34 protein-coding genes are annotated in these 20,007 nt (G+C 53.7%); 1 reads left to right on the top strand and 33 read right to left on the bottom strand.

All coding sequences use genetic code 11. From position 1 onward, the window contains the following. Positions 1-5: 5 nt before the first annotated feature. The 14 genes from ACJ8J1_RS00960 to ACJ8J1_RS00895 all read right to left on the bottom strand — a co-directional run bounded on the left by ACJ8J1_RS00960 (position 6) and on the right by ACJ8J1_RS00895 (position 10,129). On the bottom strand, positions 6-575 hold the full coding sequence (locus tag ACJ8J1_RS00960) for a virion core protein, T7 gp14 family (RefSeq protein ID WP_319870112.1): 570 nt from the start codon (positions 573-575) through the stop codon (positions 6-8). Next, positions 568-1,041, bottom strand: a complete 474-nt coding sequence (locus ACJ8J1_RS00955) for a hypothetical protein (protein WP_138974855.1) — start codon at positions 1,039-1,041, stop codon at positions 568-570. Before ACJ8J1_RS00955 ends, ACJ8J1_RS00960 begins: the two co-directional genes overlap by 8 nt. Further along, positions 1,041-3,542 carry a hypothetical protein gene (locus ACJ8J1_RS00950; protein ID WP_442520303.1) on the bottom strand — a complete coding sequence of 834 codons (2,502 nt, stop codon included), beginning with the start codon at positions 3,540-3,542 and terminating at the stop codon, positions 1,041-1,043. Before ACJ8J1_RS00950 ends, ACJ8J1_RS00955 begins: the two co-directional genes overlap by 1 nt. Then, the gene (locus ACJ8J1_RS00945; RefSeq protein WP_033648873.1) at positions 3,542-4,150 is read right to left on the bottom strand and encodes a hypothetical protein; all 609 of its coding nucleotides are present in this window, start codon (positions 4,148-4,150) and stop codon (positions 3,542-3,544) included. Before ACJ8J1_RS00945 ends, ACJ8J1_RS00950 begins: the two co-directional genes overlap by 1 nt. Then, positions 4,150-4,473: a capsid staple protein gene (gene gp10 / locus ACJ8J1_RS00940; protein WP_442520302.1), complete on the bottom strand. Its 324-nt coding sequence runs from the start codon at positions 4,471-4,473 to the stop codon at positions 4,150-4,152. Before gp10 ends, ACJ8J1_RS00945 begins: the two co-directional genes overlap by 1 nt. Positions 4,474-4,512: 39 nt before the next feature. Beyond that, on the bottom strand, positions 4,513-4,806 hold the full coding sequence (locus ACJ8J1_RS00935; protein ID WP_442520301.1) for a hypothetical protein: 294 nt from the start codon (positions 4,804-4,806) through the stop codon (positions 4,513-4,515). 11 nt (positions 4,807-4,817) lie between these two features. Next, complete coding sequence (locus ACJ8J1_RS00930; protein WP_060418689.1) at positions 4,818-5,264, bottom strand: Bbp16 family capsid cement protein; 447 nt, start codon at positions 5,262-5,264, stop codon at positions 4,818-4,820. Between the two features lie 53 nt (positions 5,265-5,317). Continuing rightward, complete coding sequence (locus tag ACJ8J1_RS00925) at positions 5,318-6,301, bottom strand: major capsid protein (protein WP_442520300.1); 984 nt, start codon at positions 6,299-6,301, stop codon at positions 5,318-5,320. Between the two features lie 6 nt (positions 6,302-6,307). Next, entirely contained in the window at positions 6,308-7,024 is a 717-nt protein-coding gene (locus ACJ8J1_RS00920; protein ID WP_342183740.1) for a peptidase, read from the bottom strand. A gap of 10 nt (positions 7,025-7,034) precedes the next feature. Beyond that, a complete protein-coding gene (locus tag ACJ8J1_RS00915) occupies positions 7,035-7,301 on the bottom strand; it encodes a head fiber protein (RefSeq protein WP_342183741.1) in 267 nt (88 codons plus the stop codon). Continuing rightward, positions 7,267-7,566 (bottom strand): Bbp19 family protein, encoded by a 300-nt coding sequence (locus ACJ8J1_RS00910; protein WP_310793838.1) that lies wholly within the window; start codon positions 7,564-7,566, stop codon positions 7,267-7,269. The genes ACJ8J1_RS00915 and ACJ8J1_RS00910 overlap by 35 nt, the downstream gene beginning before the upstream one ends. Next, entirely contained in the window at positions 7,563-9,248 is a 1,686-nt protein-coding gene (locus ACJ8J1_RS00905) for a portal protein (protein WP_442520299.1), read from the bottom strand. Before ACJ8J1_RS00905 ends, ACJ8J1_RS00910 begins: the two co-directional genes overlap by 4 nt. Before the next feature lie 2 nt (positions 9,249-9,250). Then, on the bottom strand, positions 9,251-9,454 hold the full coding sequence (locus tag ACJ8J1_RS00900) for a hypothetical protein (RefSeq protein ID WP_442520298.1): 204 nt from the start codon (positions 9,452-9,454) through the stop codon (positions 9,251-9,253). A gap of 294 nt (positions 9,455-9,748) precedes the next feature. Continuing rightward, a complete protein-coding gene (locus ACJ8J1_RS00895) occupies positions 9,749-10,129 on the bottom strand; it encodes a hypothetical protein (RefSeq protein WP_442520297.1) in 381 nt (126 codons plus the stop codon). Between ACJ8J1_RS00895 and ACJ8J1_RS00890 the strand changes: the two genes are divergently transcribed. Beyond that, the gene (locus ACJ8J1_RS00890; RefSeq protein ID WP_442520296.1) at positions 10,128-10,550 is read left to right on the top strand and encodes a hypothetical protein; all 423 of its coding nucleotides are present in this window, start codon (positions 10,128-10,130) and stop codon (positions 10,548-10,550) included. The two genes, ACJ8J1_RS00895 and ACJ8J1_RS00890, sit on opposite strands and share 2 nt — an antisense overlap. On the opposite strand, the gene ACJ8J1_RS00885 is transcribed toward ACJ8J1_RS00890, so the two are convergent. The 19 genes from ACJ8J1_RS00885 to ACJ8J1_RS00795 form a co-directional block, all read right to left on the bottom strand. Beyond that, positions 10,545-12,017 (bottom strand): terminase, encoded by a 1,473-nt coding sequence (locus ACJ8J1_RS00885; protein WP_442520295.1) that lies wholly within the window; start codon positions 12,015-12,017, stop codon positions 10,545-10,547. The two genes, ACJ8J1_RS00890 and ACJ8J1_RS00885, sit on opposite strands and share 6 nt — an antisense overlap. Next, positions 12,014-12,562 (bottom strand): terminase small subunit, encoded by a 549-nt coding sequence (locus ACJ8J1_RS00880; protein WP_442520294.1) that lies wholly within the window; start codon positions 12,560-12,562, stop codon positions 12,014-12,016. Before ACJ8J1_RS00880 ends, ACJ8J1_RS00885 begins: the two co-directional genes overlap by 4 nt. Positions 12,563-12,668: 106 nt before the next feature. Continuing rightward, entirely contained in the window at positions 12,669-12,926 is a 258-nt protein-coding gene (locus ACJ8J1_RS00875) for a hypothetical protein (RefSeq protein ID WP_049234898.1), read from the bottom strand. A gap of 72 nt (positions 12,927-12,998) precedes the next feature. Further along, complete coding sequence (locus ACJ8J1_RS00870) at positions 12,999-13,385, bottom strand: hypothetical protein (protein ID WP_442520293.1); 387 nt, start codon at positions 13,383-13,385, stop codon at positions 12,999-13,001. Beyond that, positions 13,378-14,007 carry a hypothetical protein gene (locus ACJ8J1_RS00865; RefSeq protein WP_442520292.1) on the bottom strand — a complete coding sequence of 210 codons (630 nt, stop codon included), beginning with the start codon at positions 14,005-14,007 and terminating at the stop codon, positions 13,378-13,380. Before ACJ8J1_RS00865 ends, ACJ8J1_RS00870 begins: the two co-directional genes overlap by 8 nt. Beyond that, the gene (locus tag ACJ8J1_RS00860) at positions 13,998-14,162 is read right to left on the bottom strand and encodes a hypothetical protein (RefSeq protein ID WP_442520291.1); all 165 of its coding nucleotides are present in this window, start codon (positions 14,160-14,162) and stop codon (positions 13,998-14,000) included. Before ACJ8J1_RS00860 ends, ACJ8J1_RS00865 begins: the two co-directional genes overlap by 10 nt. A 2-nt stretch (positions 14,163-14,164) precedes the next feature. Next, a complete protein-coding gene (locus tag ACJ8J1_RS00855; RefSeq protein WP_442520290.1) occupies positions 14,165-14,347 on the bottom strand; it encodes a hypothetical protein in 183 nt (60 codons plus the stop codon). 1 nt (position 14,348) lies between these two features. Next, a complete protein-coding gene (locus ACJ8J1_RS00850; RefSeq protein WP_442520289.1) occupies positions 14,349-14,819 on the bottom strand; it encodes a hypothetical protein in 471 nt (156 codons plus the stop codon). Beyond that, a complete protein-coding gene (locus tag ACJ8J1_RS00845) occupies positions 14,809-14,994 on the bottom strand; it encodes a hypothetical protein (RefSeq protein WP_047025459.1) in 186 nt (61 codons plus the stop codon). Before ACJ8J1_RS00845 ends, ACJ8J1_RS00850 begins: the two co-directional genes overlap by 11 nt. Beyond that, positions 14,991-15,230, bottom strand: a complete 240-nt coding sequence (locus tag ACJ8J1_RS00840; protein ID WP_442520288.1) for a hypothetical protein — start codon at positions 15,228-15,230, stop codon at positions 14,991-14,993. The genes ACJ8J1_RS00845 and ACJ8J1_RS00840 overlap by 4 nt, the downstream gene beginning before the upstream one ends. Positions 15,231-15,267: 37 nt before the next feature. Continuing rightward, positions 15,268-16,311 carry a DNA cytosine methyltransferase gene (locus tag ACJ8J1_RS00835; RefSeq protein WP_442520287.1) on the bottom strand — a complete coding sequence of 348 codons (1,044 nt, stop codon included), beginning with the start codon at positions 16,309-16,311 and terminating at the stop codon, positions 15,268-15,270. Beyond that, on the bottom strand, positions 16,308-16,841 hold the full coding sequence (locus tag ACJ8J1_RS00830; protein ID WP_442520286.1) for a hypothetical protein: 534 nt from the start codon (positions 16,839-16,841) through the stop codon (positions 16,308-16,310). The genes ACJ8J1_RS00835 and ACJ8J1_RS00830 overlap by 4 nt, the downstream gene beginning before the upstream one ends. Continuing rightward, positions 16,838-17,263 carry a hypothetical protein gene (locus ACJ8J1_RS00825; protein ID WP_442520285.1) on the bottom strand — a complete coding sequence of 142 codons (426 nt, stop codon included), beginning with the start codon at positions 17,261-17,263 and terminating at the stop codon, positions 16,838-16,840. Before ACJ8J1_RS00825 ends, ACJ8J1_RS00830 begins: the two co-directional genes overlap by 4 nt. A 10-nt stretch (positions 17,264-17,273) precedes the next feature. Further along, complete coding sequence (locus ACJ8J1_RS00820; RefSeq protein ID WP_033648893.1) at positions 17,274-17,486, bottom strand: TraR/DksA family transcriptional regulator; 213 nt, start codon at positions 17,484-17,486, stop codon at positions 17,274-17,276. A 2-nt stretch (positions 17,487-17,488) separates the two neighbouring features. Further along, on the bottom strand, positions 17,489-17,788 hold the full coding sequence (locus tag ACJ8J1_RS00815) for a DUF1064 domain-containing protein (protein ID WP_049234965.1): 300 nt from the start codon (positions 17,786-17,788) through the stop codon (positions 17,489-17,491). A 263-nt stretch (positions 17,789-18,051) separates the two neighbouring features. Continuing rightward, the gene (locus tag ACJ8J1_RS00810) at positions 18,052-18,495 is read right to left on the bottom strand and encodes a replication protein P (protein WP_442520284.1); all 444 of its coding nucleotides are present in this window, start codon (positions 18,493-18,495) and stop codon (positions 18,052-18,054) included. A gap of 31 nt (positions 18,496-18,526) precedes the next feature. Further along, complete coding sequence (locus tag ACJ8J1_RS00805) at positions 18,527-19,426, bottom strand: DNA replication domain protein (protein WP_442520283.1); 900 nt, start codon at positions 19,424-19,426, stop codon at positions 18,527-18,529. Then, positions 19,426-19,632, bottom strand: a complete 207-nt coding sequence (locus ACJ8J1_RS00800; RefSeq protein ID WP_033632341.1) for a hypothetical protein — start codon at positions 19,630-19,632, stop codon at positions 19,426-19,428. Before ACJ8J1_RS00800 ends, ACJ8J1_RS00805 begins: the two co-directional genes overlap by 1 nt. Before the next feature lie 143 nt (positions 19,633-19,775). Continuing rightward, the gene (locus ACJ8J1_RS00795) at positions 19,776-19,994 is read right to left on the bottom strand and encodes a hypothetical protein (protein ID WP_336062234.1); all 219 of its coding nucleotides are present in this window, start codon (positions 19,992-19,994) and stop codon (positions 19,776-19,778) included. Positions 19,995-20,007: the final 13 nt, after the last annotated feature.

Below are 20,007 nucleotides of genomic sequence, written 5' to 3'. Positions count from 1 at the left end.
CCCCCTTAAAACGTGAATGCGTTAGAGCCGTAGCGACTGCTGCGGGCATTGCTAAACATGTTGTTGCTGGAACCACTACCGGCTTTTGTAGCTGGCTTATCCAGCGCGCCAGAAGATTTATAAGCGCCATATGCGGTAAGTGAGGAATTCAGGATTGTCGTTGCTGCTCCAAGGTTTGCCGCGTTACGGTCAATCTGCCCCTGGGCGCGACTAACACCAGCCTGGAAGTTAAGGCCAGCCGCCTGGCGCTCTGCGTTATTGACGGTGGTCAGAGCATCAAGCTGGCCGCCGGCCGCGGTGTCACCGAAGATGTTCAGCGCGCTGCCGCTGGTCATGTCAGTGCCACCGGCGCCGAAGGCTGCAGCCTGCTGACCCTGTAGCTGGCGTGTCTGCTGGCGCTGCTGATAAGCCGCATCATTGCCCGCATTAATCGTGTCGCGCGCGGCGATCTCTTGTGCATCTGCGTTGGCGTTGGCTATCCTTGCCTGTTGCTGCCCTGCTTGGTATTGGCCATAAGCGCTAACTGCACCGAGAGCCAGCGCAGAGCCTGCAAGGATTGTTGTTGGCTCACACATGATCACCTCGTCTCATCTCAAATCTGTGGAATGGAAGCCCGGCACGGCCAACGGGCTGCGCTTCATGGATGGTGAAACCAAGCCAGTGCAGCCAGCATTTAGCCGCGGTGTTGCGCGCGTCGACGTAGTTTTCCAGCTCCGGATAATGCTGCAGGAAAAGACGCAGAACTGGCCGGCACCGGCGGAGGAAAGTGGCCTGGTATCGTTCAAGCAGGTCAGAACCCACCAGCCACGGAACCCCAGATCCGGTTATCATTGACCGCGGCGCCACGCCGAAGATGGTCACCACCTCGCCATTGATCAGCCCAGCGAAAGCAAATGCAGAAGTGCGCAGCGCCAGCTCAAGAACCTGAGTCGGGGTCTTGCCGCTCATCGCATCGAACTCATCGGCGTCAGCCTGGCGAACGTGCGGCAGGAGCGCCGCAACGTGTTCAAGAGTGGCTTCGACAACTTCAACCTTGCGCACTAAATTCCTCCTACGGTTACGCGCGGGATAACTGCGAGAATGGTCATCGGCAGCGGGTCGTTCTGTTCCACAATTAGCCGGCCGTTCTTGCTCCAGTTGGCATCCAATTGTAATTCAATGGTTCCCGTCTTCGGTTCGACCGGGTCATCATAAAATTCGTCATAGCGCTGGGCGTATTCGTACATCTCGCCGCCTGGAGTGCCGGCAAACACACCACGCGACTCATTCACAAGCAACGATGCGGCCGTGAATAGTTTCTTCTTATCGAGAAGTGTTTCGTTGCCGTTCAGGTTAACGTCCAGCGTTTCAATGACCGCGGCGATCGGCAGTCCTGCATGCACCACTGAGCCGGCTTTCTCCAGGGTGATGCTTCCACCGGTAACGATCTTCTGCGGCTCAACGTTGGCATCTGACAAAATGCTCACGGCCTGTCCTTCGAGGTGGTCAAGTCCTGCGAATGCAGAGCGCGCCATGCTCCAGTCGCTGACTGGCACACCGCGGAACTGAGGTGGAACATTTCGGTTACTTGTCACGGTTGCCTGGTTGCCGCTTACCACGGTATTGATCTGCAGCTTCAAAACCTTGCTCACATCCTCCTCGACATACGGCATGTGGATTTCACTGCCAACATCACCGGCCGTAAAGTAACTGGCGCCGGCCACCGTCAGCGTCATGTCTTCGTAATATGGCCAGTCTCCGGAACCACCGGTCAGAGTCATCGTCTTGCTAGCATCACGGTTCCTGCCGTCATACGTCAGGCCACAGTCAACAAAGAATGCATCGTCCATCACATCGTATAGGCGGCTCTGCATACGCTCGATATAGCGTCGCTGCTGGCCATTGATAGTGCGTTCAACCACGCAATAGAGCGCGTCTTCGTTTCCTTCAGCAATGCTGGACACTGATTCATAGCGGCCGGTGCTAGGATGAAGATGCCACGCTGCCACCTGCTGATCGCGGAGATAAGTCAGGCCAAGTAATGCGCCGTCATTGCGCGTACACCAAACGATCGACATAGGCGTAATGGAGAACGCCCAATCGGTAATCTGGTATCCGGTAAAGAAGTGGTTAGCGAGGATGATCAGGTCTGAACCCTGGAAGCCGTCGACATCGAATGAATAGGCAAGATCGCGCACCGCTCCGCCCTTCTGCTGGATGAATAGCGCGACGTTGCTGATGGCGATCGGCTGCACATGGCTGGCGCCATTCTGTCCCTGGCTTGAGAACTGAAAGGCCGACGGGGTCAGTGTTCCCTGTTGGTTGCCGTTCACCTTGTATTCGCCACCGCTGGTTAGCGCGACGAGCGATCCGACATCAATCAGATGACGGATTTGATTGAGCTGGCGCCCGGCGTAGGTATAGGTGATCGCATCATCATCAACGGTAGGGTTTGATGTGCCGAAGTCCTTATAGTCACCGCTGCGGCTGGTCCATACGGTTTGTGGCTGACTGCGTGATCCAGCAAACATCAAGCGCTGCTGGAAGTACACGACGGTGCCAGGATAGCCAGCTTCACCATTCCAGGCATAATGCGCCCACTTGTATGTTGCTGACTCGGCGCCAACTACCTGGCCGGGTAGTTCAATCTCTCCATCCTTGCGGATGACCACTTCGGCGGTGGCCGTCATCCCGTCGCCGCTTACGGACGTAATACGGCAAATACCGCGGCCCGAGTGCAGATAACGCCACTTGACGCCATAGGCATCAGAACCAGCTACAGCCCAGCCGTCCCAACTATCACCCGTTGTGTGGGTCGGCGCCACTGGCCCGGTGTGCCCTCGCTCTCCGCCATCAACGCAACGATAATAGTTCTCCTGGTATCGGCAGATATTACCAACGCTAACCTGCTCACCGGTAACCCAGCGCCCGACCGTGTCGACGTTCTTCTGCTCCATGTAGAACAGCTTGCCAACATGCCAGCTTTTGAAGATCGATGCACTGGCTGTAAGGTCTACCATTCCGCTTGTCGCGCTGGCATAGACAGTGATTGACTCGTCAATGTTCACGTTAGCGAACGGACCGCTGACTGTGGCCACCTCTGCAGTGCGCCAGTCATCGTGCGCATAGCGTTGGATTTCCATAGGTGGGTAGTTCGGGTGACAAACTGTCATCACGTCTGCGCTCTGCGTGTATTTCAGCAGGTCGATATCTGCAGCGGCCCAAGGCGTTGTTACGTCGACAGGCTGGCCGGCACTGGCTCCGGATGAGTAGACAACCTGTGCGCCATCCATAAACACGCGGAAGTAGTGGTCGCCGACCTCGAGCACATAGGTCTGCTCAGTGTTGAACTGGAACGGGATCAGGCGACACTTGCGATCGGGGAACTTTGCCGGCGCCACATAGCGCGTTCCCGGGCGGTTCTCAACGCCGCCATATTGGCGGACGATGAAATTCCTGCAACGGCGCAGTGACGTCTGGTATTTCTCCAGGTCAACACGGCCGTAAAGGCTTGGCGATACTTCGCCACCAGCAAAGGACGGTTGAATGAGGCTGGTTGTCATTATGATGCCCTCGCGTCGGAAACTTCAGACCACGGCGCCGGCGGCTCTTGGGTTTCATTCATACTCAGCGTTGAAGCTGACGAAATGGTGAGTTGGTATTTCTGCTCGGCGCGATTACCGAGGCTGGCATCACCAGTGATCTGCATGTTGATTTCAGCGGCCAGGCGCCAGCTAAGCGCATCGCGGAATTCTGCATCAAACATGTTTGGGTCGGTGACGCGCGTCACGTATCGCAGCCATGCTTTCGGCAGGTCAGTCAATATCAAACGGCCGGTGCCATTCTCATCAGAACCGACCTCATACGGCACGCGCCGTTCTGGCGTAATAAAGCGCTCGCCGTCTGGAGAGACGATCGCAACAATGCGCAGGCAGTCAACCGGGTAACGGTAACTGTATTGCCAATCAGGCTGTTCGATATCCAGATCGGCAAGGGCCACACGCTTGGTAGCAAAGCGCCACGGAAAATCAGCTAGCACCGCGTCGCGGCAGTCTTCATAAAACAGCGAGCATACCGCCGCTTCTTTGCTCTTTTCCGTCAAGCTGGCAATAACTCGGCTGTTGCCAAGCCGACCAAGCGCCACGTTGCAGATCTGGATAACGGATGCCATCACTCGCCCCCTGCGCCGCCATAAAGTGTGTCAGCAGCAGAACGCTGCGGCGCGGCCGCCGGCTCTACGCCAATATCAGTGAATTGCAGATCAACGCTGCTTTCCGCTTTGTCGCCTTCTGTGCGGGTGGAGACAGACAGCACTTTAGCCAGGCCGCCAATTGTCAGTGATTCGCCAACCTTTGGCAGTGGGATCCCCAGCTTTTCCAAAGTGTCATTATTCAGCGTGAAGCGAAGTCCCCACGGATATTCGTCGCGAGTCTCCGGCTTTCCGCCTTCGCTTTCGTAGGTGTCTGTGCCGATCTTGAGGTTTACGGTTTTCATGCGAGGACTCCAGGAAAGAAAGGGGCCGAAGCCCCTTTGTTAGTTGATGCCTAACTCTTTGCGCTTGGCTTCAATTTCTTCTGACAATTTGGCAATACCCGCTTTGTGGTGCGGCTTGGTGCCAAAGATTTCTTCATACTGCTGCTGCAGCGCGGCCAGCTTCGCGCTGTCGTCGCTGTCGCCGCCGCCCTCTTCCATCAGATTGCCTTCGCCATCGATCAGCTGCAGGTTGTCGCCAGCCCTGCCGCCGTATTCGATTATGTCGCCCTCTTCCAGCAGATGCCCGTTGATGAATGACTTCCGTGTGACGCGGTACATTTTCAGTTGTGACATGTCACGCCCCGTTAAACAGTGATGTTGAAGGCGCTTGCATAGCTGCGTTGTGCATCAGCATCCAGCAGCAGGCCAGCAGTGAAAGTACCGGCGGTCAACGGGCCAGTGGCCACGGTGTAGTTGACGCGCAAATAGCGCTGCACACCGTGTGGAACAGTGGCCACGTAGCGATAACCAACCTTCAGATCAGCAACTGCGATTGCACCGGTCTGCAGTAGCGTGGTTGCACTGGCGAAATCACTGGTCTTGGAGGTTTGCAGACTGATCGTTACGGTAGCTGCACCGCCAGCCGCGGCAGTGGAAGCCACTTGGGCGATGAACTCAACCGGGTAGCCAGGACCGATATCGCGTACATCATTGCCGGCATACAGTGGGCCGAGGTCGATTACGTCAGTAGAAGGCGCGGTTGCCGTAACAGCCTGCGCCTGCGAGAACATATTCAGATAGTCGAGGATCATTTTGTCTCTCCATCAGTGAGAAAGGAGAGCCGCACCCGGCGGCTCAGCCGGGATTATTGAACCTGTGATTCAGTGCTCAGCAGAGCATCGCAGGTACGCACTGGCACGCCGCGGAACGAAGTCCACCACACGCCTTCGGTTTCTTTAACGCTGATCGCCAGAGAAGCTTTTTCAGTTGCCTGAATGTCCAGGTATTCAGCCGCATCGCGGTTCATATAGAACACAGCCTTACCCATCTGCAGGTTAGGGATGCGATGCAAAGCCTGCACCATCAGCTTCGCCAGGTTCGGGCCGTCGTCGGTGCCCAGCTTGGTGGTATCGATGTTGGCAATGCGCACTACATAGCGCCAGTCGCGAACAGTCAGGCCATTGTCCCACTTGTAGTGAGTGCGATAGCCTTCGTATTTCCCTTTGTTTTCGTCTTCAAGGGTAACCTGGCCTTTATCAACGTGGCTCAACCCTGCTGCCTTTCCTTTAGGGAAAATGCCATGGACTGTGTTAGTGCCCCAGACAACCAACCAGATAGACGTCAGGTTAGAACCGGTGCCGCCAGCATCGACGATGTTCTGTGCATTTTTTGCAGACTTGTCGTTATACCGAGCAGCCAGACCAGTGAAGCGTTGCGGATTGATGCGCGTATCACCATAGATCACCGTTTCAGCCATCTGTTGATTCATCGCCTCAATGAACGCGCGATCTTCTGACAGTCGAAACTCATTGGTATTGCCGTTCAAATCCGCCAGGTCCTTATCGATCTCAGCATAAGCTTCCAGCATGCCAGTGCTATCAGTTACTTGGGCGGTGGTAGACTTGCTTGGTTGAACACCATAGTTAAGCAGTCGCCAGGTTGCTGAAGGTAAGCCAGTGCGAACAGTGGTTCGGTGGCCAGTTGGTAGGTTGCCTTCAACAAACACCATATCCGCGAGGAAAGGGTTAGTCTGTGAAAGCAACTCAACGATTACAGGGATTCGCCCATCTGGATCCATGCGCTTTGCGTGGTCTGCCAGCGTCAGCGCGTTGGTGCTTTTAATAGCCATTCGGTGTTACTCCTTCTTGCCGTAGAGAATGTCGGCCGCGCTACGCTGACCGCCTTGATTTGGCACGACGAAGGTATCTTCAGCCATCGCCTTGCCGACTTTTGCACAGAAGCGAACCAGTGCCGGGTGATTACCCAGGCCGCTCGCGTTCAGGTATTCGCGCAACTCTGGGTTGCCGAACTGATCCAGCGCGCGCTGTGCGGCGCCTACACTGGCGTTGAACTTGTCGCCACCGATTTCTTTGTCGGCCTTGACCTGCTCACCCCAATCCGAAACTTGCTTGCTCCAGGCTTCTGCCTGCTGCTGCTGGATTTGCGGATAGATGTCGACCAGCTTTTGCGCCTGCTCTTGGCTCAATCCCAGCTCTTTGGCGATCGGCTCAAACACAGCCAGAGCATTGGCATCAAGTTCCTGTCCTTCCGGCGGAGTGAACTCGTATTTCTCCGGCGCCGCGGGTTTCTTTTCCTTTTCCGCTTTTTCCGCGGCTTCCTTATCGGATTTCTCTTTCGCGTCTTTTTCTGCCGCGAGTTCTTCGGCCGTCTTGCCGCCATCCTGTTTTCCTTCGCCTTCCGGGTTTTCACCTTCCCCCGGATTCGGATTAGCTGCATTGGCATCTGCTGCCGGGTTATCGCCGGTTGCTGCAGGAGCTGCGCCACCATCACCGCCTTCTGGCGGAGCCTCAGAGCACAGGCGGCGATACATCAAACGTTCGAACAAGTTCATGTGTTGCCTCTTAAGCCATGATCCCCGCGGCCTTCAACTTGGCCAGCAGAGCATTAAAGTCAGTTACCACTCCTGCCGCATCTGTTGCAGTTGAGTTAGCCTGGGTTGCAGCCTGCTTCACTCCACCGACTACAGACGTGGTTGCCGCCGGCGGTGCGAATGTGGTTGGTTTGCCGGTGATATCACCCCATGCAACGGAAGAACCGCCGCCGCTCAGAACCTTAACGACTTGCACGCCGCCGTCATTCCGGATCAATTTCTGGCGTTGTGTTGCCATGATTAGCCTCTCTGTCTTTCTCGGCCTCGGCGGCCATCTTTAAATACAAGTCCGGGCAGATGCCGAACACGTCATTGAACAAAGCCAGTCCTGCGTTACGATTACCTTCAAGAAACATCGTGGTGTTTGTGTCTGTACGGAACGTGGTTTGAAACACGCCTGCTTGTTCAAGAAGCCCCCACACAAAACGGCGGCCACTCTCTGTTGCCATCACCTTCTTCACGTCGTCAGCGTGGCGCTGTTGGAGTTGCTCGCGAGTCATCATTGCTGCGCCCCTTGGCCTTGCTGCATAGCCTGCTGAATGCTGGTCAGTAAGTTAGGGTCTGCAGTTCCTGATTGGCTGAGAGTCTTCGCGATATCCGCGGCGCCGGCGCCCATCTGCAGGCTTTGTGCTGCCTGTTGTTGCTGCGTGCGCTGTTCGCGCTCTGCCTGCACCTGCTCATCGGATTTGGTGATAGTCGTAGGAACGCCAAGCATGTCGCCGTATTCATCGATCGCCTGGTCAACATCAAGCTTGTCAGCAGCCTGCTGGAACCCTGCTGCAGCCATATTCCCGATGAAACCGACAAAGCGCTCAATAGAGCCGATGCCAACAGACTTCTGCGCCTGCGCCATCACACTGGTGTATTCCACGCGCAGCGGCTGCCCCTGCAATTCATCCGGAGGCGGTGGCAACATGCCGCGGCGCATCATGATGTTGAAAATCCGGTCGATAGCCGGGTCCAGCAGTTCATCGTTCAGGCGGTCGAGCACCGGGCCGATCTGCAGCATCTTCTCGTCGCGCATCTCGTTGACCGCTTCGATCGGCATGCTGCGGGTGTTGACGTTGCTGAACATGTTGAACAGCGGAACGAAGTAGCACTCATTAACAAGCTGGCGCCCGTCTTGAATGCTGCCTAGCAGTTCCTGAATGCGGGGGTTAATCTCGTAAACCGGTTTGAATCCAGCCGTGTCGCCGGCGCCGTTGTAGTAGGAAACATCGCCAGGCAGCAACGACAGGCGTTCATTCTTCATCGAACTTGGCGCCATCATTGGCGGATTAACCAGCTTGTCGATCGCCTGGTCTTTGCGCTTCTGCTGAAGTTGCAACGCTTTAACGCCGCCCAACGCAAGGATGCCTGGGCATGATGAGCCGTATGCGTCCTCGCCGTTGATGTCCCAGCGTGGCACCAGTATTGGCATTTCATCGAAACCAGACTCGCTCAGCAGCTTGTCGCCGGCGCTGCCTGGTTCGTAATAAATCGAGCTGAAACGCTTGTTCTTCGCGTTCAGTTTTCCAGTGTCACGGTTGGTGTTCGGCAATACGGCATGCACGACTTCGAACCACGTTTCAAACGAGCCGTTATCCCAGGCAGATGCCACTGCATCACTCACGTTTTCCTTTCCAAACTTTGTCACCAACTGGCGGCAGGTCATGGAGAATTTGCGGAAGACGGTATCGACCTGCAGGCGATCACTGTTAGAGATGTAGTAGCTCCCGATCGGCAGCACATGCGTGCGGATCACATCCTCTTCATCTTCCAGGATGGAAATCGCACCAGTGGCAAATGTGCCAAGGTAGCGGTAGAGCACCGTCAGGGACTGATACCAGTTGGATTTGTTCATCACGTCGTTCATCAATTCGACGACCTGAGAAAGCCACATTTTGACTGGCCAGCTATCCATCAATTGCTTGTCGGGAGTGCTCAGAGAAAACCACGGGCGCGTCGGGCTGGTGATGCCCGACAACATGCCAGATTCAAGAGTGCGCGAAGCAAGCCCGCCGGTAGGGTCAATAACCTTGGTGTTTCTCTTGTTTCGGCCAGCATCGGTTGTCAGGAATCGCCCGCAGTTTGGCAGGATGAAATCGCTCAGCTCTTTCCAGTGCGAGTCATATGACGTCCGCGCGGTTACGAGCTGAGATAGCTGTTTTTCAAGAAACTGCTTGCGGGATTCCTGCTCAGCCATGATCAGCCACCCAACAGAGTTTTGCCGGTGGTGTTGGCTTGGCCAGTGGCACCCTGCGCACCGGTAAGGATTGTCGACTGTTGGCCAGCGGCTGCACGGCGTCGAGCCTTATCCTTGTCGGCAGCATCAATTACTGCAGCATCCTGCGCTTGCGGTGCTGCCTGTGGCTGCGGTGGCGTTGAAACCTTCGGCGTACTCATGCACATGCGCGTAACCCTCCCAAATAATTACCAATTAAACCACATGAGAATTATTTTGACTAACATGTTGACGTAACAATCAAAACAAATTACCTTTATGGTAATCATCGAGAGCGTAAGCCGAGCCAGCTTCTATCACACTACACAGTATAAAACTGGTATCGGTGCTCTCGATGAGCTATCGCGAAGCATCATCCGAACTTAATCAGGTGCAAACACTTGTAGGGGGTGTCGGAACTTGGTGGATGGTGTTTCACGATAGCCGCGACCGTTATCACCCTGGAATGCTGTGTGTAGGATTTAGCCCGCCTTGCGCGGGCATTTTTTTATGTACAAAAACATATTGTTACCTATAATCATGCGCACACACAGTTTACTAGAAATGATAACCATGCTTGATTTTTTTAAAGAATTATTTTCTGCAATGAGAGCCACCGCAGTCGAAAGAGTAAAAAACCCAATATTGGGTGCATTTTCCTTTTCTTGGATTGCATGTAACTGGGAATCAATTTTGATATTATTCTTTAGCGACAAAACCATAGAGAACAAAATCGATTCAATTAAAGAAGTATCAAGCATGTCGTTATTATTTTTCTTTCCTGCATCTTCTGCACTGGCAATATCGGTTTTTTTGCCGTGGCTATCAAAGCTAGTGATATCAATACAAAACAAACCAATCATGAGTTCTATGGATATGTATAGGATAAGAAACAATACTATACTTGAAGGTAGAATTCACACTGAGAGACTAAGAGCCAAGGCAGAGGTTGCCTATGAACGAGAAAGGAAAGAGCTTGAGCTTGAACAACAAAGAATAGCTGAGAAAATAAAAGAATCTCAAGATAAAATACTAGAAAAAGACTCTCAAATAGAAGAGTTAATAAATAGAAATATAGAGCTTGAAAGTGCTATTACAAAAGAAAGCACCAGCAATAATTTTTTTAGAGAACGATACGACGCAGTCATGCAACGAGGTAATGATCTAGTTAATGAATATCCTTACATACTTCGCGCCGATGATTCTGGCATGATTATGGTGGACAGCGATTCAGCCATCCACCTGAAGGAACTAAATAGCAAATTTGAAAATAACATATTATAAATATGGGTCGTACTCAGTAACTACACCTACTAGCCTCTCGCCTGGCAATGCGTGCTGGCGCTTCGTCACCGGATAGGCGAACGTCAGCACAAAGGCATCACCACAACCCGGGGAGCGCCCGAGTCGCTCCTTAATGTCTTCCTTCGGCTCCAGCACTATCTTGCCATCCGTCCTAACTTTGTACTCAGCCGCTGATAAATCCTCTGCTGTCTCGCGCTCATCCAATGCGCCACCAAGCTTAAGCCAGGTCTTAGCGTTGTTGTACATCTCACCGCGCTTATTCAGCATCTGCGGGTCGCTCGATGCGCTACCAAATGGCACAAGTGTCCATGAGCGCCCCCAGCCGCTACCGATTGAGTGCAGGCCAGTACCATACCCGAAATCGATATGCACAGCATCGGCGTGATACTGGTCTTCGAAGTCAGCAATGCGTTTGGCCATGATTAGATCGTCTGTGGTTTTGCTGCCACGCCATAGAAGCTTCGCATGCAGCCCGCGTCGCATGTAGATCACCGCGTCGTCGGCGCCTGAGTATGCCGGGTCGACACCGATGATTGTTGGTGCATGCGCCACATCACGCTCGGTAACCACCCGCGCCAACGCTGCATCAGTTAGGCCTGTTGGTATAAACTGTGTCTCCGAGGCGTCAGGGAATATCCCTCGCACGCGCACCTTGAAGAAGTCGCTATCCTCGCCGTTGTCCTCTTCCCATTTGGCGATCTGCTCTTTGTTCGTTCCCTCAACTGTGCGGCTGTCGATCTGCTTACCCTTCCAGCGGTGGCGATACTTGCGGAAGCACTCACGAAATCGCCCCATGTTTCGCGTAGGGTTACCGAATGCCACCCAAATAATTTCGGTTCCTTCATCCGTCAGCGCACCCTCGGCAACCTCCCACACCAGATCGGCAATGTTGGATGCCTCATCGAAAATCAGTATGATGCGCTTTCCCTTGTTGTGCAGGCCGGCGAATGCCTCCGTGTTGTTCTCTGACCACGGTACGGCGTCAGCTCGCCACGACTTCGCGTGCGCTGGGTCATTGGCATAGATAGCGGTAGCAGTGCAGTTAAACCAGTCGCTGGTGATGGATAGGCGCTGCCACTTGGCGATCTCCGGCCAGGTCTTGGTGCGCAACTGGTTCTCGGTGTTGGCGGTCACCACTACCTTGCAGTCTTCGCAGGTGTCCATTCCCCACTTCACCAGCATAGAGATCCAGGCAGACTTGCCGATGCCGTGGCCTGAAGCGCGGCAGATTAGCAGCGGTTGGTGGCGGGTAGCTGGGTTTTGAAGGTGGGCGCCAATCTCATCGAATGCTTCACCCTGCCATTGACGCGGCCCTGCGGAGTCGTGCAGCTCGGTTCCCTCCTCGCCCCAGGGGAACGCATAGAGCGCGTAGCCGTGAGGGTCATGCGTGAAGCTGGCGATATCCTCAACAAGCTGCTGCTCGAGTAGCTCTTCGTCATCACTCACTTGGTGTTTTTCTCCAGTGCGCGCCGGCGGGCGTTGGCCATACGATCAGCCAGGGTTACGTTAACGTTGACGTCTACGCGATCTTTGAATGCCTGAACATCGACGTGCTTACCGATCAGCTCGAGGTTCTTCACCTTATCTGGCCACTTGATCTTCTTCAGCATGTTCTCAAGCGTGGTTTCATCGAAGTTTGTGATTGTCGTTGAGATGTCCAAGCCGCTGAGTGTTGTGCGCCAAACCTTTGGCCAATCACTAATAGGCTTAAGGCCACCGTCATCATTCAAGATGTCCAGCACGTCCATCTGGTCGATTTCAATCAGCCGGTTAAGCACATAGTCAGCGTTGATCTTAGTTCTCTTGTTGCGTTGCTTCATCAGCTCCGCGATGCGCTCCTGCACCTTCGGACTATCCATATTGCGTGACGCCGACACGGCCGCATTCTTATAGCCGGCAGCCGCCGCCGCCGCGGTCTGGTTGTCCGGGTTCTTGATGTATTCCTGGCAGAAGCGTTCCATCTGCGCGTTAAGCTTACCGTCTCTTGCCATAAAAATTACCTCCTGGGTAATATCATAACACGCAGTGAAAAACCGCCAAGCGGCGGTTTTATCTTGTGTGACCTTGTTTCATTGTCACGATTTATTGTGTGACACGTCACACCAGCTCGAAATCATCATCAAATGTCGGCGAGTTGCGCTCTATCGCCATTATCGCAAGGATAAACTGGATGCCCTCGTTAAGCGAAACCGGCCGCTCATACTCGATCATGAAGACATTCTCGTATGTCCTGCCAAGCCAATATCCACCGCCATATTCGATATTACGTTGAAAGAAAACCCATCCACCTGGAACAAATTGCTGCAGCCACTCTCCCCTGTAGACCACCTGATAAATGTCTGCTTTCTTGCTCATAACTCACCTGCAAATACTGTATGTATGAACAGTAATATTTTAGACCAGATGAGTCAAATTTTCCGCTGCCGGTTACAGCGTCTTGAGCATCAACTCTCGCCAGATCTGTGTCTGACCGCACGCCGCTTCTCCGTTGCGGTAACACCCGCCGGCAGGACCAGGCATCGATTCACCGCACTGGCATTTATGGCTGGCCAGTTCCTCAAGCTGGCGCTTCAGTTGATTGATGTCCTGCACCGCCAGCAATTCGAAATATTCATCGACGCTGTACGGCTCTTTCCCCGGCCGACGCGCACTACAGTTGGCCTTGATCTGTTCGAAGATGTGATCGCTAACCTCGAACGTAATCCGGCGACGGCCGCTTACAGCGGCGCTGCTCGCCGCTTCTCTTTCGCGTTGGCGCTGGGCGCGCTTACGGTCGCGCGCGTCAGCCTTGCGTTGTTCGTCGCTCTTAGCCATTCCCACCCTCCGGCGCTGCTGACAGCATTGCGGCGTAGATGTTGCCGAAGTTAACGCAGAAAGTTTCGTCGGCATTGAATGACACGTCGTCACAGTTCATTGCGGCGGCGATCATGTCTTCGGTTGCCTCTGCCGGTACCAACTTGTAACCGCCACTTACAGGTTGAGCCAGCATTGCGGCGCGGCAGTTGTTCCAGCCTCTAACGTAACCTGGCTCACTATTACCAAGGAATGGCATTTCACCAAGCTTTGCTTCCTCCGGCACTGCTGGCAACGATTTGCGCAAAGCGTCAGCTACGCTTTTCTGCAGCAATGCCTCTGCCATCCAGCCTTCTGCGGTTCGGCCATTTACCACTGCTGGCGCTGGCGGGGCGGTGTAGAGTGGGGTGACGTCTTCGCACCCATCTTTTATGGCTGCCTTGCTTGTGTTGTAGTAGGCACCATTGCTCCCATAGAACGCCACCGGCTGCGCCTCCCGGTTAGCATCGATAATGGCCTGGAGCCGTTCAGCTTCGCGTTTCCACGCAGCCCACGATTTCGGGTTTTCCTCGATAGTTTCGGCAGAGTCTCCGTCGCAGATTTGTTCATCGCTGCTATTCAACTTCTCAGTCGTTAGTGCCATTTAGTTTTCCCCATAGCGAAGTAAGTCAGCAAAGCCAGCAGACCAATCGAGCCAACAGTGGCCATCACGAACCGGAACCACTCGACGTTGTAGATGCCGAGCCCCAGGGTGCCGCCGATGAGCGCCATCAGCGCAGAGCAAATATGTCTTCTCATGGCTACTCATCCCTTTGAACCGCAGAATTCAGCGCATTCAGCACCATGTCTGTGAAAACCCCTTTGCCATTTACTTTCGCGTGTGCTTCGATTTCACGAATGGCGGACTTCAAAACTCCGATATTAACGCGTACAACACGCTGATTTTCTCTACTGACTCTCTCAGTTTCAGCTAGCTTGTCCATCCTACTCATCCCCCTCTACGGTGAAGCCCTGTTCGCGCAACGATGCAATTACAGCGTCGCGATCAACAAGGTCGCATAAGTTAAACGCGCACGGCTCAGGCAACCGCACCGGCGTAGCCAGCCGCGCCACCAGTCCAGCGATACGTTTTTCAGCCGCCTGCAGTCCATGGCCTAAATCTCCGTTTTTCTTCTCCAGCGATTCGATCCTGTCCTGCTGCTGATTTATGTGGTCTTCCTGAGCCTTGTTGATACGTTCAAGAGCTACGATGCGCTTATCCTTCGCTTCCAGCTCTGCTAGCAGGGCGGAGACGTACTCTTGCGAGTAGAGCGGCTCAACGACTGCGCCATCATGCCGATCGGCTTTGGATCGTTCAGCCGTTGATTTATCCGTGAAGGCGCGGTCTTGATACATTTTCCCGCCGGTAACAACGAACGCCCTTGGTTTGTTCAGTTCGCTCAGCTTATTGTCCATGACTGTAGTCCTTGAGGTAGTCCAGAAGCTTCAGGATTGCCCAGCAGTAGAGGCTGAACAGTAATCCTGCGAGGAAATACGACCCGAACCCGGTAGCGGTTACTGTAACTACCTTGATCTGCAGGATTGCCACCACCAAAATCAGAATGCGAATTACGCCGATTAACGTGCTCATAATGCTTTCTCCTGGGCCTCGCCCTTAACCGTTTTTACCGCAGCTGCATACGCCTCGTTATCGCTCATGCCAGCATTAACATTCATCCAGAAGTTCCGCTCGATTCGTGCCTCTTCGACAATGCGCTTTGCTCGGCGCTGGCTGCGGGATGGCTTGCCTTTGTCGGCGAAGTAGACTGTGCGGATTGTCGATGGCCAGCCTGACATCTGCTTTCTGTTGCTCAGCCATACCGGCATGCACAACAATCTCCGCGCCGCTCTGTTGCTCTTACGCTTAGCCATGCTGGGAATCCAAATATGCCGCTATGAAGACTTTTGCCGCTTCCGCGTTGATGGCATTGCCGTAGGCGCGCAGTCGTCCCACTCTGGCGGCAGCCCCATTAACCAGCGGGAATGAGCCGGGTCTAACTGGCCGCCACTTTTCATCCCGGCAGAACAACCAGTCAGCATTTCTCCAGAAGCCGTTAACCGGGCTGGCGCCGGCATCGGAGTTAATGGAATCCCGCTCCCGTGTATTTCCCTTCCACACAATGCTAGAGTCTTTCTGCTGCTGTCCGTATTCCCTGCCGCATTGTTCCCGTTCTGTGCTGGGGTTCCTGCCATCGGCGTCGGCCAGCCCGCAAGCCTCGCCGCACCGCCGATCGTTGTTCCCCTCTGAGGTGCATTCGCCGCCGCCGCTTCGCCGCGTACTTGATTGTTGTCGATTGTCGTTGGAGTCGGCCAGCCGGTTAGCGACGCTGCTGATTGAATATTCATTCCACCCTGACGTCCCTCTGTTCCCGCTCCGGTTCCAGCGTTCGCCGTTGGCGTTGGCCACCCAGTACGCTCGATCTCTGATGTGCGGAGCGCCGACGCCCGCAGACGGGAACGGGACAAGCCCGAAGGCGTAACCCATTGCTTCCACGTCAGCTTGTACAAGGTCGAACCAAGCATTTGCGTTGCCGCTTGCAACTTGCTCGCCAAGCACGTGCTGAGGTCTGCACTCGCTAATGAGCCAATGGAAGTGAGGCCACAGATGCCGCTCGTCATCAAACCCGCTGCCTTTGCCTGCCGTGCTGAAAGGCTGGCACGGACAGGAGCCTGTCCAGACCGGTTTATCCTCAGGCCATCCTGCGTTGCGGAGGGCATATGACCAGACGCCGATCCCTGCGAAGAAATGGCATTGGGTGTAGTTTCGTAGGTCATCAGGTTTCACATCCTCGATCGAGCGTTCATCAACATCACCGGGCGCGATATGCCCGGCGGCTATCAGGTTGCGCAGCCACTGCGCAGCGTATGGGTCGATTTCGTTGTAGTAGGCCACTGGGCGCTCTTTCATTTGGCCTCCAATTGCTTCAACGCTTCACGCACGGCATCTAGGATGCGCTCAAGGTATTGGTATTCGTGGTTAGGGACGGTTGGCCATTTGGCGTAATAGGGGTCATCACCCAGCAGCTCAAGAAGCACGGAGCCATTACTCCAGGAGCAGCAATCAGCCTTAACGTCATCGCTGCACTCTGCTGATTCCCACATGTCCCGCGCTTTTGCGTTGTCGATTTCACCAGAGCGGCGCAGCTTGCAGATTTCGGCCTTCACAAACTCCAGGTTCGCTTCGTTGTCGTCATCCACTTCACTGCGCATCATTGGCGAAAGGCAACCGATCAGGTAGTCATTCGAAACGCGGATTAAAAACTGCTGGACAGTATCTCCACCCATTGCAGGCCAGAAAGAAGTCCATGCCTTACCGAAGCAGGTGATAGTGATACGGCCTTTCCCTGGCACGTAGTTTTCAGCCATTACACGGATAGGGTCGAGGCGTTCGACCTCAGTGATTTCGATGCTCAAAACTTTGGTTTCGGTGACCTTCATTTGGCCTCCCGCAGCTCGGTGGCGTACTTGATAACCTCGCGACCAATTGCCTTGATCAGCTCATGCTTTTGACCTGGGTTATATTTCAGCGAAATCACGCCGATGCGATTGGCTGCAGCTTCAACGCCAGCGATATGTGACTCCGTGCGGATAGCTGCAAGTACTGCGTCAGTGGCCGGGGTTGGTACTTGTGGCGATACAGCAATGCGAATGGTTTCTAATGCCGGGTCCACTTCCACTGTCGGCACCTTGATGTAACCCAACTGCACTCCATTCATGATGAACATGCGGCGATCATCATTAATCGCCTTCAGCGCCTGATTCTCCACGGCCAGCGCATCGCGCTCAGCCTTCAATGCTTCATAACTCATTGGCAACGGCTTATCAGTTTTTATATCTTGATTTTCAACGATATTTTTCATTATCAAATCCTTACCTGTGTGTGCGTTGGTTCAGTTCTTCCAGTTCTTTGCAGTCAATGCAAAGCCGGACACCTGGCACGGTTCTGCGCCGTGCTTCTGGGATTTCTTCGCCGCACTCGTCGCATTCATGCGCCGCCGGCAGTGATGACTTTTTGGTTACTGCATCGATCTGCGCCTGCAGGTATGTGGCTGCGCGCTCGTTTGCATCGTCGATGTTGTCCATCGTTAAAACTCCTCTTGCTGCCAGCCACCGCCGGCCTTTTTGCTTTTGGCCTTGAGCGCGATAAACCTGAATGGGTACATATCCGCGGCGACTTTGATTTTTACCCTGGCGTCGTCAGTCCAAAATCCTTTCACCTCGTGCAGTTCCATCGTTCCGTCTGCGCGCATTACTGCGAAATCAGGCGTGTAAAACGTGTTATCTGCCAGGCGTAGCTTTACCCCTTCGAACTTGAACCAGGCGATCAGACCAGATGACTTCTGCGTATTGAGTTCAGAGAAATACGCCTCTTCGGTCTTATTCATCTGCCCGGTCTTAAGGCGGCCAAGGGCAAAGGAACGGTTTGCAACTCGCTTCACTGCTCACTCCTTAAATCACCTTTTAGGTAATCATTACCAATTAGGTAATTATTTGCAACTAAAAAATAGCGATTACTCTCACAAATCGCACATGTGCTAAAACTCTCTGTACGGCCTTACAATCGATTTCATGGCTTAACCCACCTCGCTACATGCCATAAAGGCACTTAACGCAATCTAGCCACCGTGGCCGCAGGAATTTCAGCATTTCAATTCGTATTCGGTTTTCCGTTTCTCAATCTTGCCAGCATTTCCATTGCTGCTGAATGGCCAGCACCAGGTGCACCACGTTTCCGTGAGGATGCTTTTTCAGAGAGCAGTGGAACCGGATCGGGGATCGATTCTCCAGCCTGCACTTTGGCGCCCCAAGCATTCAGTTTTTTCTTTGCCAGCTTTTCCAGTTCTGCGCTGGTAAGGTTTTTCTGGATCATCTCAGAGCGAAGGTCACAGCATATCCAGTAGAAAACCGGATGCTTCCAAGGATATGTTTCCGCGCAGCTGTAGCGGCTTCGGTTCTTGCAGTAGGCGTTAAACTCCTGCATCACCTCGTCAACGTCGATTCCAAGGCCATGCTTTGTGCTGCTGCTGACGTATGCCAAGAAGTCGGATAAGTCAGGAGCAAACTTATTTCCTTCAACCAGGCACTGCCTCATGCACTCACCTATGCCGGACTTGATCTGAGCGTCAGACAGCTTTCCAATCGCGTTGATCCAGAGTGATGACGGGGTCAGTCCGTTCCGTCTGGTCCATTTGTCCGAATACAGTTCCACCATGCGATCCCATATCCTGATTGTTCTGTCCAGGGCTTGTGAGTCCGTATTGCTCTCGCATCCTGGCTGTTGCTGCGTGAACTGCTTCGACTGCGTTGCCTTTGTAATCAGGTCCCGCACCATATCGCCCGCCTGTCTCATGGTTGCCTCCTGTCTTAAGTTCAAATAACCCATGCCAACTATTGGCCATACTTTGCTTGATGATTTCTGCCTGCACCTGCAGATCTCCACCTGACAGCTTCAACAGATTCGTGATTGCCGCCCCTTCGCTTCTTGGCGTTGGTGCATACGCCTTGATCTTCAAATCACGTCGATACTGCTTCCACTCCTCCCAGGCGGATACGTTCAATCCTTCCGGATAGGGATAAGCTTGTTTTTGCTTTGGGGGAGTAAGAGGGGGATCTTTATCTTTTAGATCTTCTCTTCTCTTCTCTTCTCTGGTCGTCATTTTGTCCGCTTGCGATGCGGACATTTTGCGGACGCTTCTTTTCCTCGCTGCATCCTGCGCGCGACGCTTGGCAGACTGCCCGTTATGCTCGTCAAATCTGGGAATTACGAGGTTTTCGCCGTCAACTTCCAGCCAGCCAACAGCCATCATTGCGCGAGAAAATCCAGGAAATCCGATCATGTCGTCGAGCGTTTCAGGACTGTAACCGTCAAGGAATCCGTCAACAGAATGGACATCAAAAAGACACCATGCGGAATGTAGTCCGCCAACAATCCGAAGTCTGTCCGCTTTCAATGCGGACGCCATGCGGACAATTTTCGGATGCGTGTGAAGGTCAGAACGCATTTTTATCCAGTCGCCGGCCATCAGCTCACCTCCGCTACTTTTGCCCTGGCGTCGTGGATCAGTTTCTTGATGTGCTTGCGGTAAGCGGATGAGTGTTGCGCGGAACATTCCACGCAAACGCCGTTACTCGTAAAGCGCTCAGAGTAGTGACCATTACGGCAAGGCTTGCCGGTATAGAACCGGAGTTGACCGAGATTTATGGCCTCGGCCCGGGTAACAATTTTCATTCATAGGCCTCTTTTACTGTCGTCAGTGATGTAAGAATGCATGCAAAGCAAAAATAGATCAACCACAAATGGATTTTTATTACCCAAGACCATGGAGCAATAAAAAAGGGCCGCGTTAGCGACCCTTGATATGGTGTTGTTAATCAGTAGAAGAACAGCACCAGCTCCTGCTTAGTCAAATCCGGCTTTCTTTTCTTGCACGCCTTAAACAGCTGATCAATGAACTTTTTCTTTGGCATTCGCGTCTTCCTTTGCGTATGCGTCATGATGTAAAGCGCGGTGGTGCCGGCTTCTACTGCAAACGCATCACGCTCATCTTTGCTCATCCCCAGCCAGAATTGTTTGAAGTTAAACGGCTCCATATCCTGCCTCTTT

Source organism: Serratia sp. CY37869, assembly GCF_052168895.1.
Lineage (GTDB): Bacteria > Pseudomonadota > Gammaproteobacteria > Enterobacterales > Enterobacteriaceae > Serratia > Serratia ureilytica.
The sequence above is the reverse complement of the archived record's forward strand: the minus strand, read 5'-3'. Positions and strand labels throughout refer to the sequence as shown.

What these genes read in the sequence shown, in the direction of transcription:
- ACJ8J1_RS00875 (WP_049234898.1), bottom strand. Translation starts at nt 12,926, where the DNA reads ATGAGCAAGAAAGCAGACATTTATCAGGTGGTCTACAGGGGAGAGTGG.
- ACJ8J1_RS00960 (WP_319870112.1), bottom strand. Translation starts at nt 575, where the DNA reads ATGTGTGAGCCAACAACAATCCTTGCAGGCTCTGCGCTGGCTCTCGGT.
- ACJ8J1_RS00890 (WP_442520296.1), top strand. Translation starts at nt 10,128, where the DNA reads ATGAGTTCTATGGATATGTATAGGATAAGAAACAATACTATACTTGAA.
- ACJ8J1_RS00850 (WP_442520289.1), bottom strand. Translation starts at nt 14,819, where the DNA reads ATGGACAATAAGCTGAGCGAACTGAACAAACCAAGGGCGTTCGTTGTT.
- ACJ8J1_RS00860 (WP_442520291.1), bottom strand. Translation starts at nt 14,162, where the DNA reads ATGAGAAGACATATTTGCTCTGCGCTGATGGCGCTCATCGGCGGCACC.
- ACJ8J1_RS00825 (WP_442520285.1), bottom strand. Translation starts at nt 17,263, where the DNA reads ATGAAAAATATCGTTGAAAATCAAGATATAAAAACTGATAAGCCGTTG.
- ACJ8J1_RS00930 (WP_060418689.1), bottom strand. Translation starts at nt 5,264, where the DNA reads ATGATCCTCGACTATCTGAATATGTTCTCGCAGGCGCAGGCTGTTACG.
- ACJ8J1_RS00880 (WP_442520294.1), bottom strand. Translation starts at nt 12,562, where the DNA reads ATGGCAAGAGACGGTAAGCTTAACGCGCAGATGGAACGCTTCTGCCAG.
- ACJ8J1_RS00935 (WP_442520301.1), bottom strand. Translation starts at nt 4,806, where the DNA reads ATGTCACAACTGAAAATGTACCGCGTCACACGGAAGTCATTCATCAAC.
- ACJ8J1_RS00820 (WP_033648893.1), bottom strand. Translation starts at nt 17,486, where the DNA reads ATGGACAACATCGACGATGCAAACGAGCGCGCAGCCACATACCTGCAG.
- ACJ8J1_RS00805 (WP_442520283.1), bottom strand. Translation starts at nt 19,426, where the DNA reads ATGGCCGGCGACTGGATAAAAATGCGTTCTGACCTTCACACGCATCCG.
- ACJ8J1_RS00815 (WP_049234965.1), bottom strand. Translation starts at nt 17,788, where the DNA reads ATGAATAAGACCGAAGAGGCGTATTTCTCTGAACTCAATACGCAGAAG.
- ACJ8J1_RS00920 (WP_342183740.1), bottom strand. Translation starts at nt 7,024, where the DNA reads ATGAACTTGTTCGAACGTTTGATGTATCGCCGCCTGTGCTCTGAGGCT.
- ACJ8J1_RS00900 (WP_442520298.1), bottom strand. Translation starts at nt 9,454, where the DNA reads ATGTGCATGAGTACGCCGAAGGTTTCAACGCCACCGCAGCCACAGGCA.
- ACJ8J1_RS00855 (WP_442520290.1), bottom strand. Translation starts at nt 14,347, where the DNA reads ATGGACAAGCTAGCTGAAACTGAGAGAGTCAGTAGAGAAAATCAGCGT.
- ACJ8J1_RS00845 (WP_047025459.1), bottom strand. Translation starts at nt 14,994, where the DNA reads ATGAGCACGTTAATCGGCGTAATTCGCATTCTGATTTTGGTGGTGGCA.
- ACJ8J1_RS00945 (WP_033648873.1), bottom strand. Translation starts at nt 4,150, where the DNA reads ATGGCATCCGTTATCCAGATCTGCAACGTGGCGCTTGGTCGGCTTGGC.
- ACJ8J1_RS00835 (WP_442520287.1), bottom strand. Translation starts at nt 16,311, where the DNA reads ATGAAAGAGCGCCCAGTGGCCTACTACAACGAAATCGACCCATACGCT.
- ACJ8J1_RS00795 (WP_336062234.1), bottom strand. Translation starts at nt 19,994, where the DNA reads ATGGAGCCGTTTAACTTCAAACAATTCTGGCTGGGGATGAGCAAAGAT.
- gp10 (WP_442520302.1), bottom strand. Translation starts at nt 4,473, where the DNA reads ATGAAAACCGTAAACCTCAAGATCGGCACAGACACCTACGAAAGCGAA.
- ACJ8J1_RS00830 (WP_442520286.1), bottom strand. Translation starts at nt 16,841, where the DNA reads ATGAAGGTCACCGAAACCAAAGTTTTGAGCATCGAAATCACTGAGGTC.
- ACJ8J1_RS00810 (WP_442520284.1), bottom strand. Translation starts at nt 18,495, where the DNA reads ATGAGGCAGTGCCTGGTTGAAGGAAATAAGTTTGCTCCTGACTTATCC.
- ACJ8J1_RS00895 (WP_442520297.1), bottom strand. Translation starts at nt 10,129, where the DNA reads ATGATTGGTTTGTTTTGTATTGATATCACTAGCTTTGATAGCCACGGC.
- ACJ8J1_RS00865 (WP_442520292.1), bottom strand. Translation starts at nt 14,007, where the DNA reads ATGGCACTAACGACTGAGAAGTTGAATAGCAGCGATGAACAAATCTGC.
- ACJ8J1_RS00950 (WP_442520303.1), bottom strand. Translation starts at nt 3,542, where the DNA reads ATGACAACCAGCCTCATTCAACCGTCCTTTGCTGGTGGCGAAGTATCG.
- ACJ8J1_RS00905 (WP_442520299.1), bottom strand. Translation starts at nt 9,248, where the DNA reads ATGGCTGAGCAGGAATCCCGCAAGCAGTTTCTTGAAAAACAGCTATCT.
- ACJ8J1_RS00915 (WP_342183741.1), bottom strand. Translation starts at nt 7,301, where the DNA reads ATGGCAACACAACGCCAGAAATTGATCCGGAATGACGGCGGCGTGCAA.
- ACJ8J1_RS00925 (WP_442520300.1), bottom strand. Translation starts at nt 6,301, where the DNA reads ATGGCTATTAAAAGCACCAACGCGCTGACGCTGGCAGACCACGCAAAG.
- ACJ8J1_RS00870 (WP_442520293.1), bottom strand. Translation starts at nt 13,385, where the DNA reads ATGGCTAAGAGCGACGAACAACGCAAGGCTGACGCGCGCGACCGTAAG.
- ACJ8J1_RS00840 (WP_442520288.1), bottom strand. Translation starts at nt 15,230, where the DNA reads ATGCCGGTATGGCTGAGCAACAGAAAGCAGATGTCAGGCTGGCCATCG.
- ACJ8J1_RS00800 (WP_033632341.1), bottom strand. Translation starts at nt 19,632, where the DNA reads ATGAAAATTGTTACCCGGGCCGAGGCCATAAATCTCGGTCAACTCCGG.
- ACJ8J1_RS00910 (WP_310793838.1), bottom strand. Translation starts at nt 7,566, where the DNA reads ATGATGACTCGCGAGCAACTCCAACAGCGCCACGCTGACGACGTGAAG.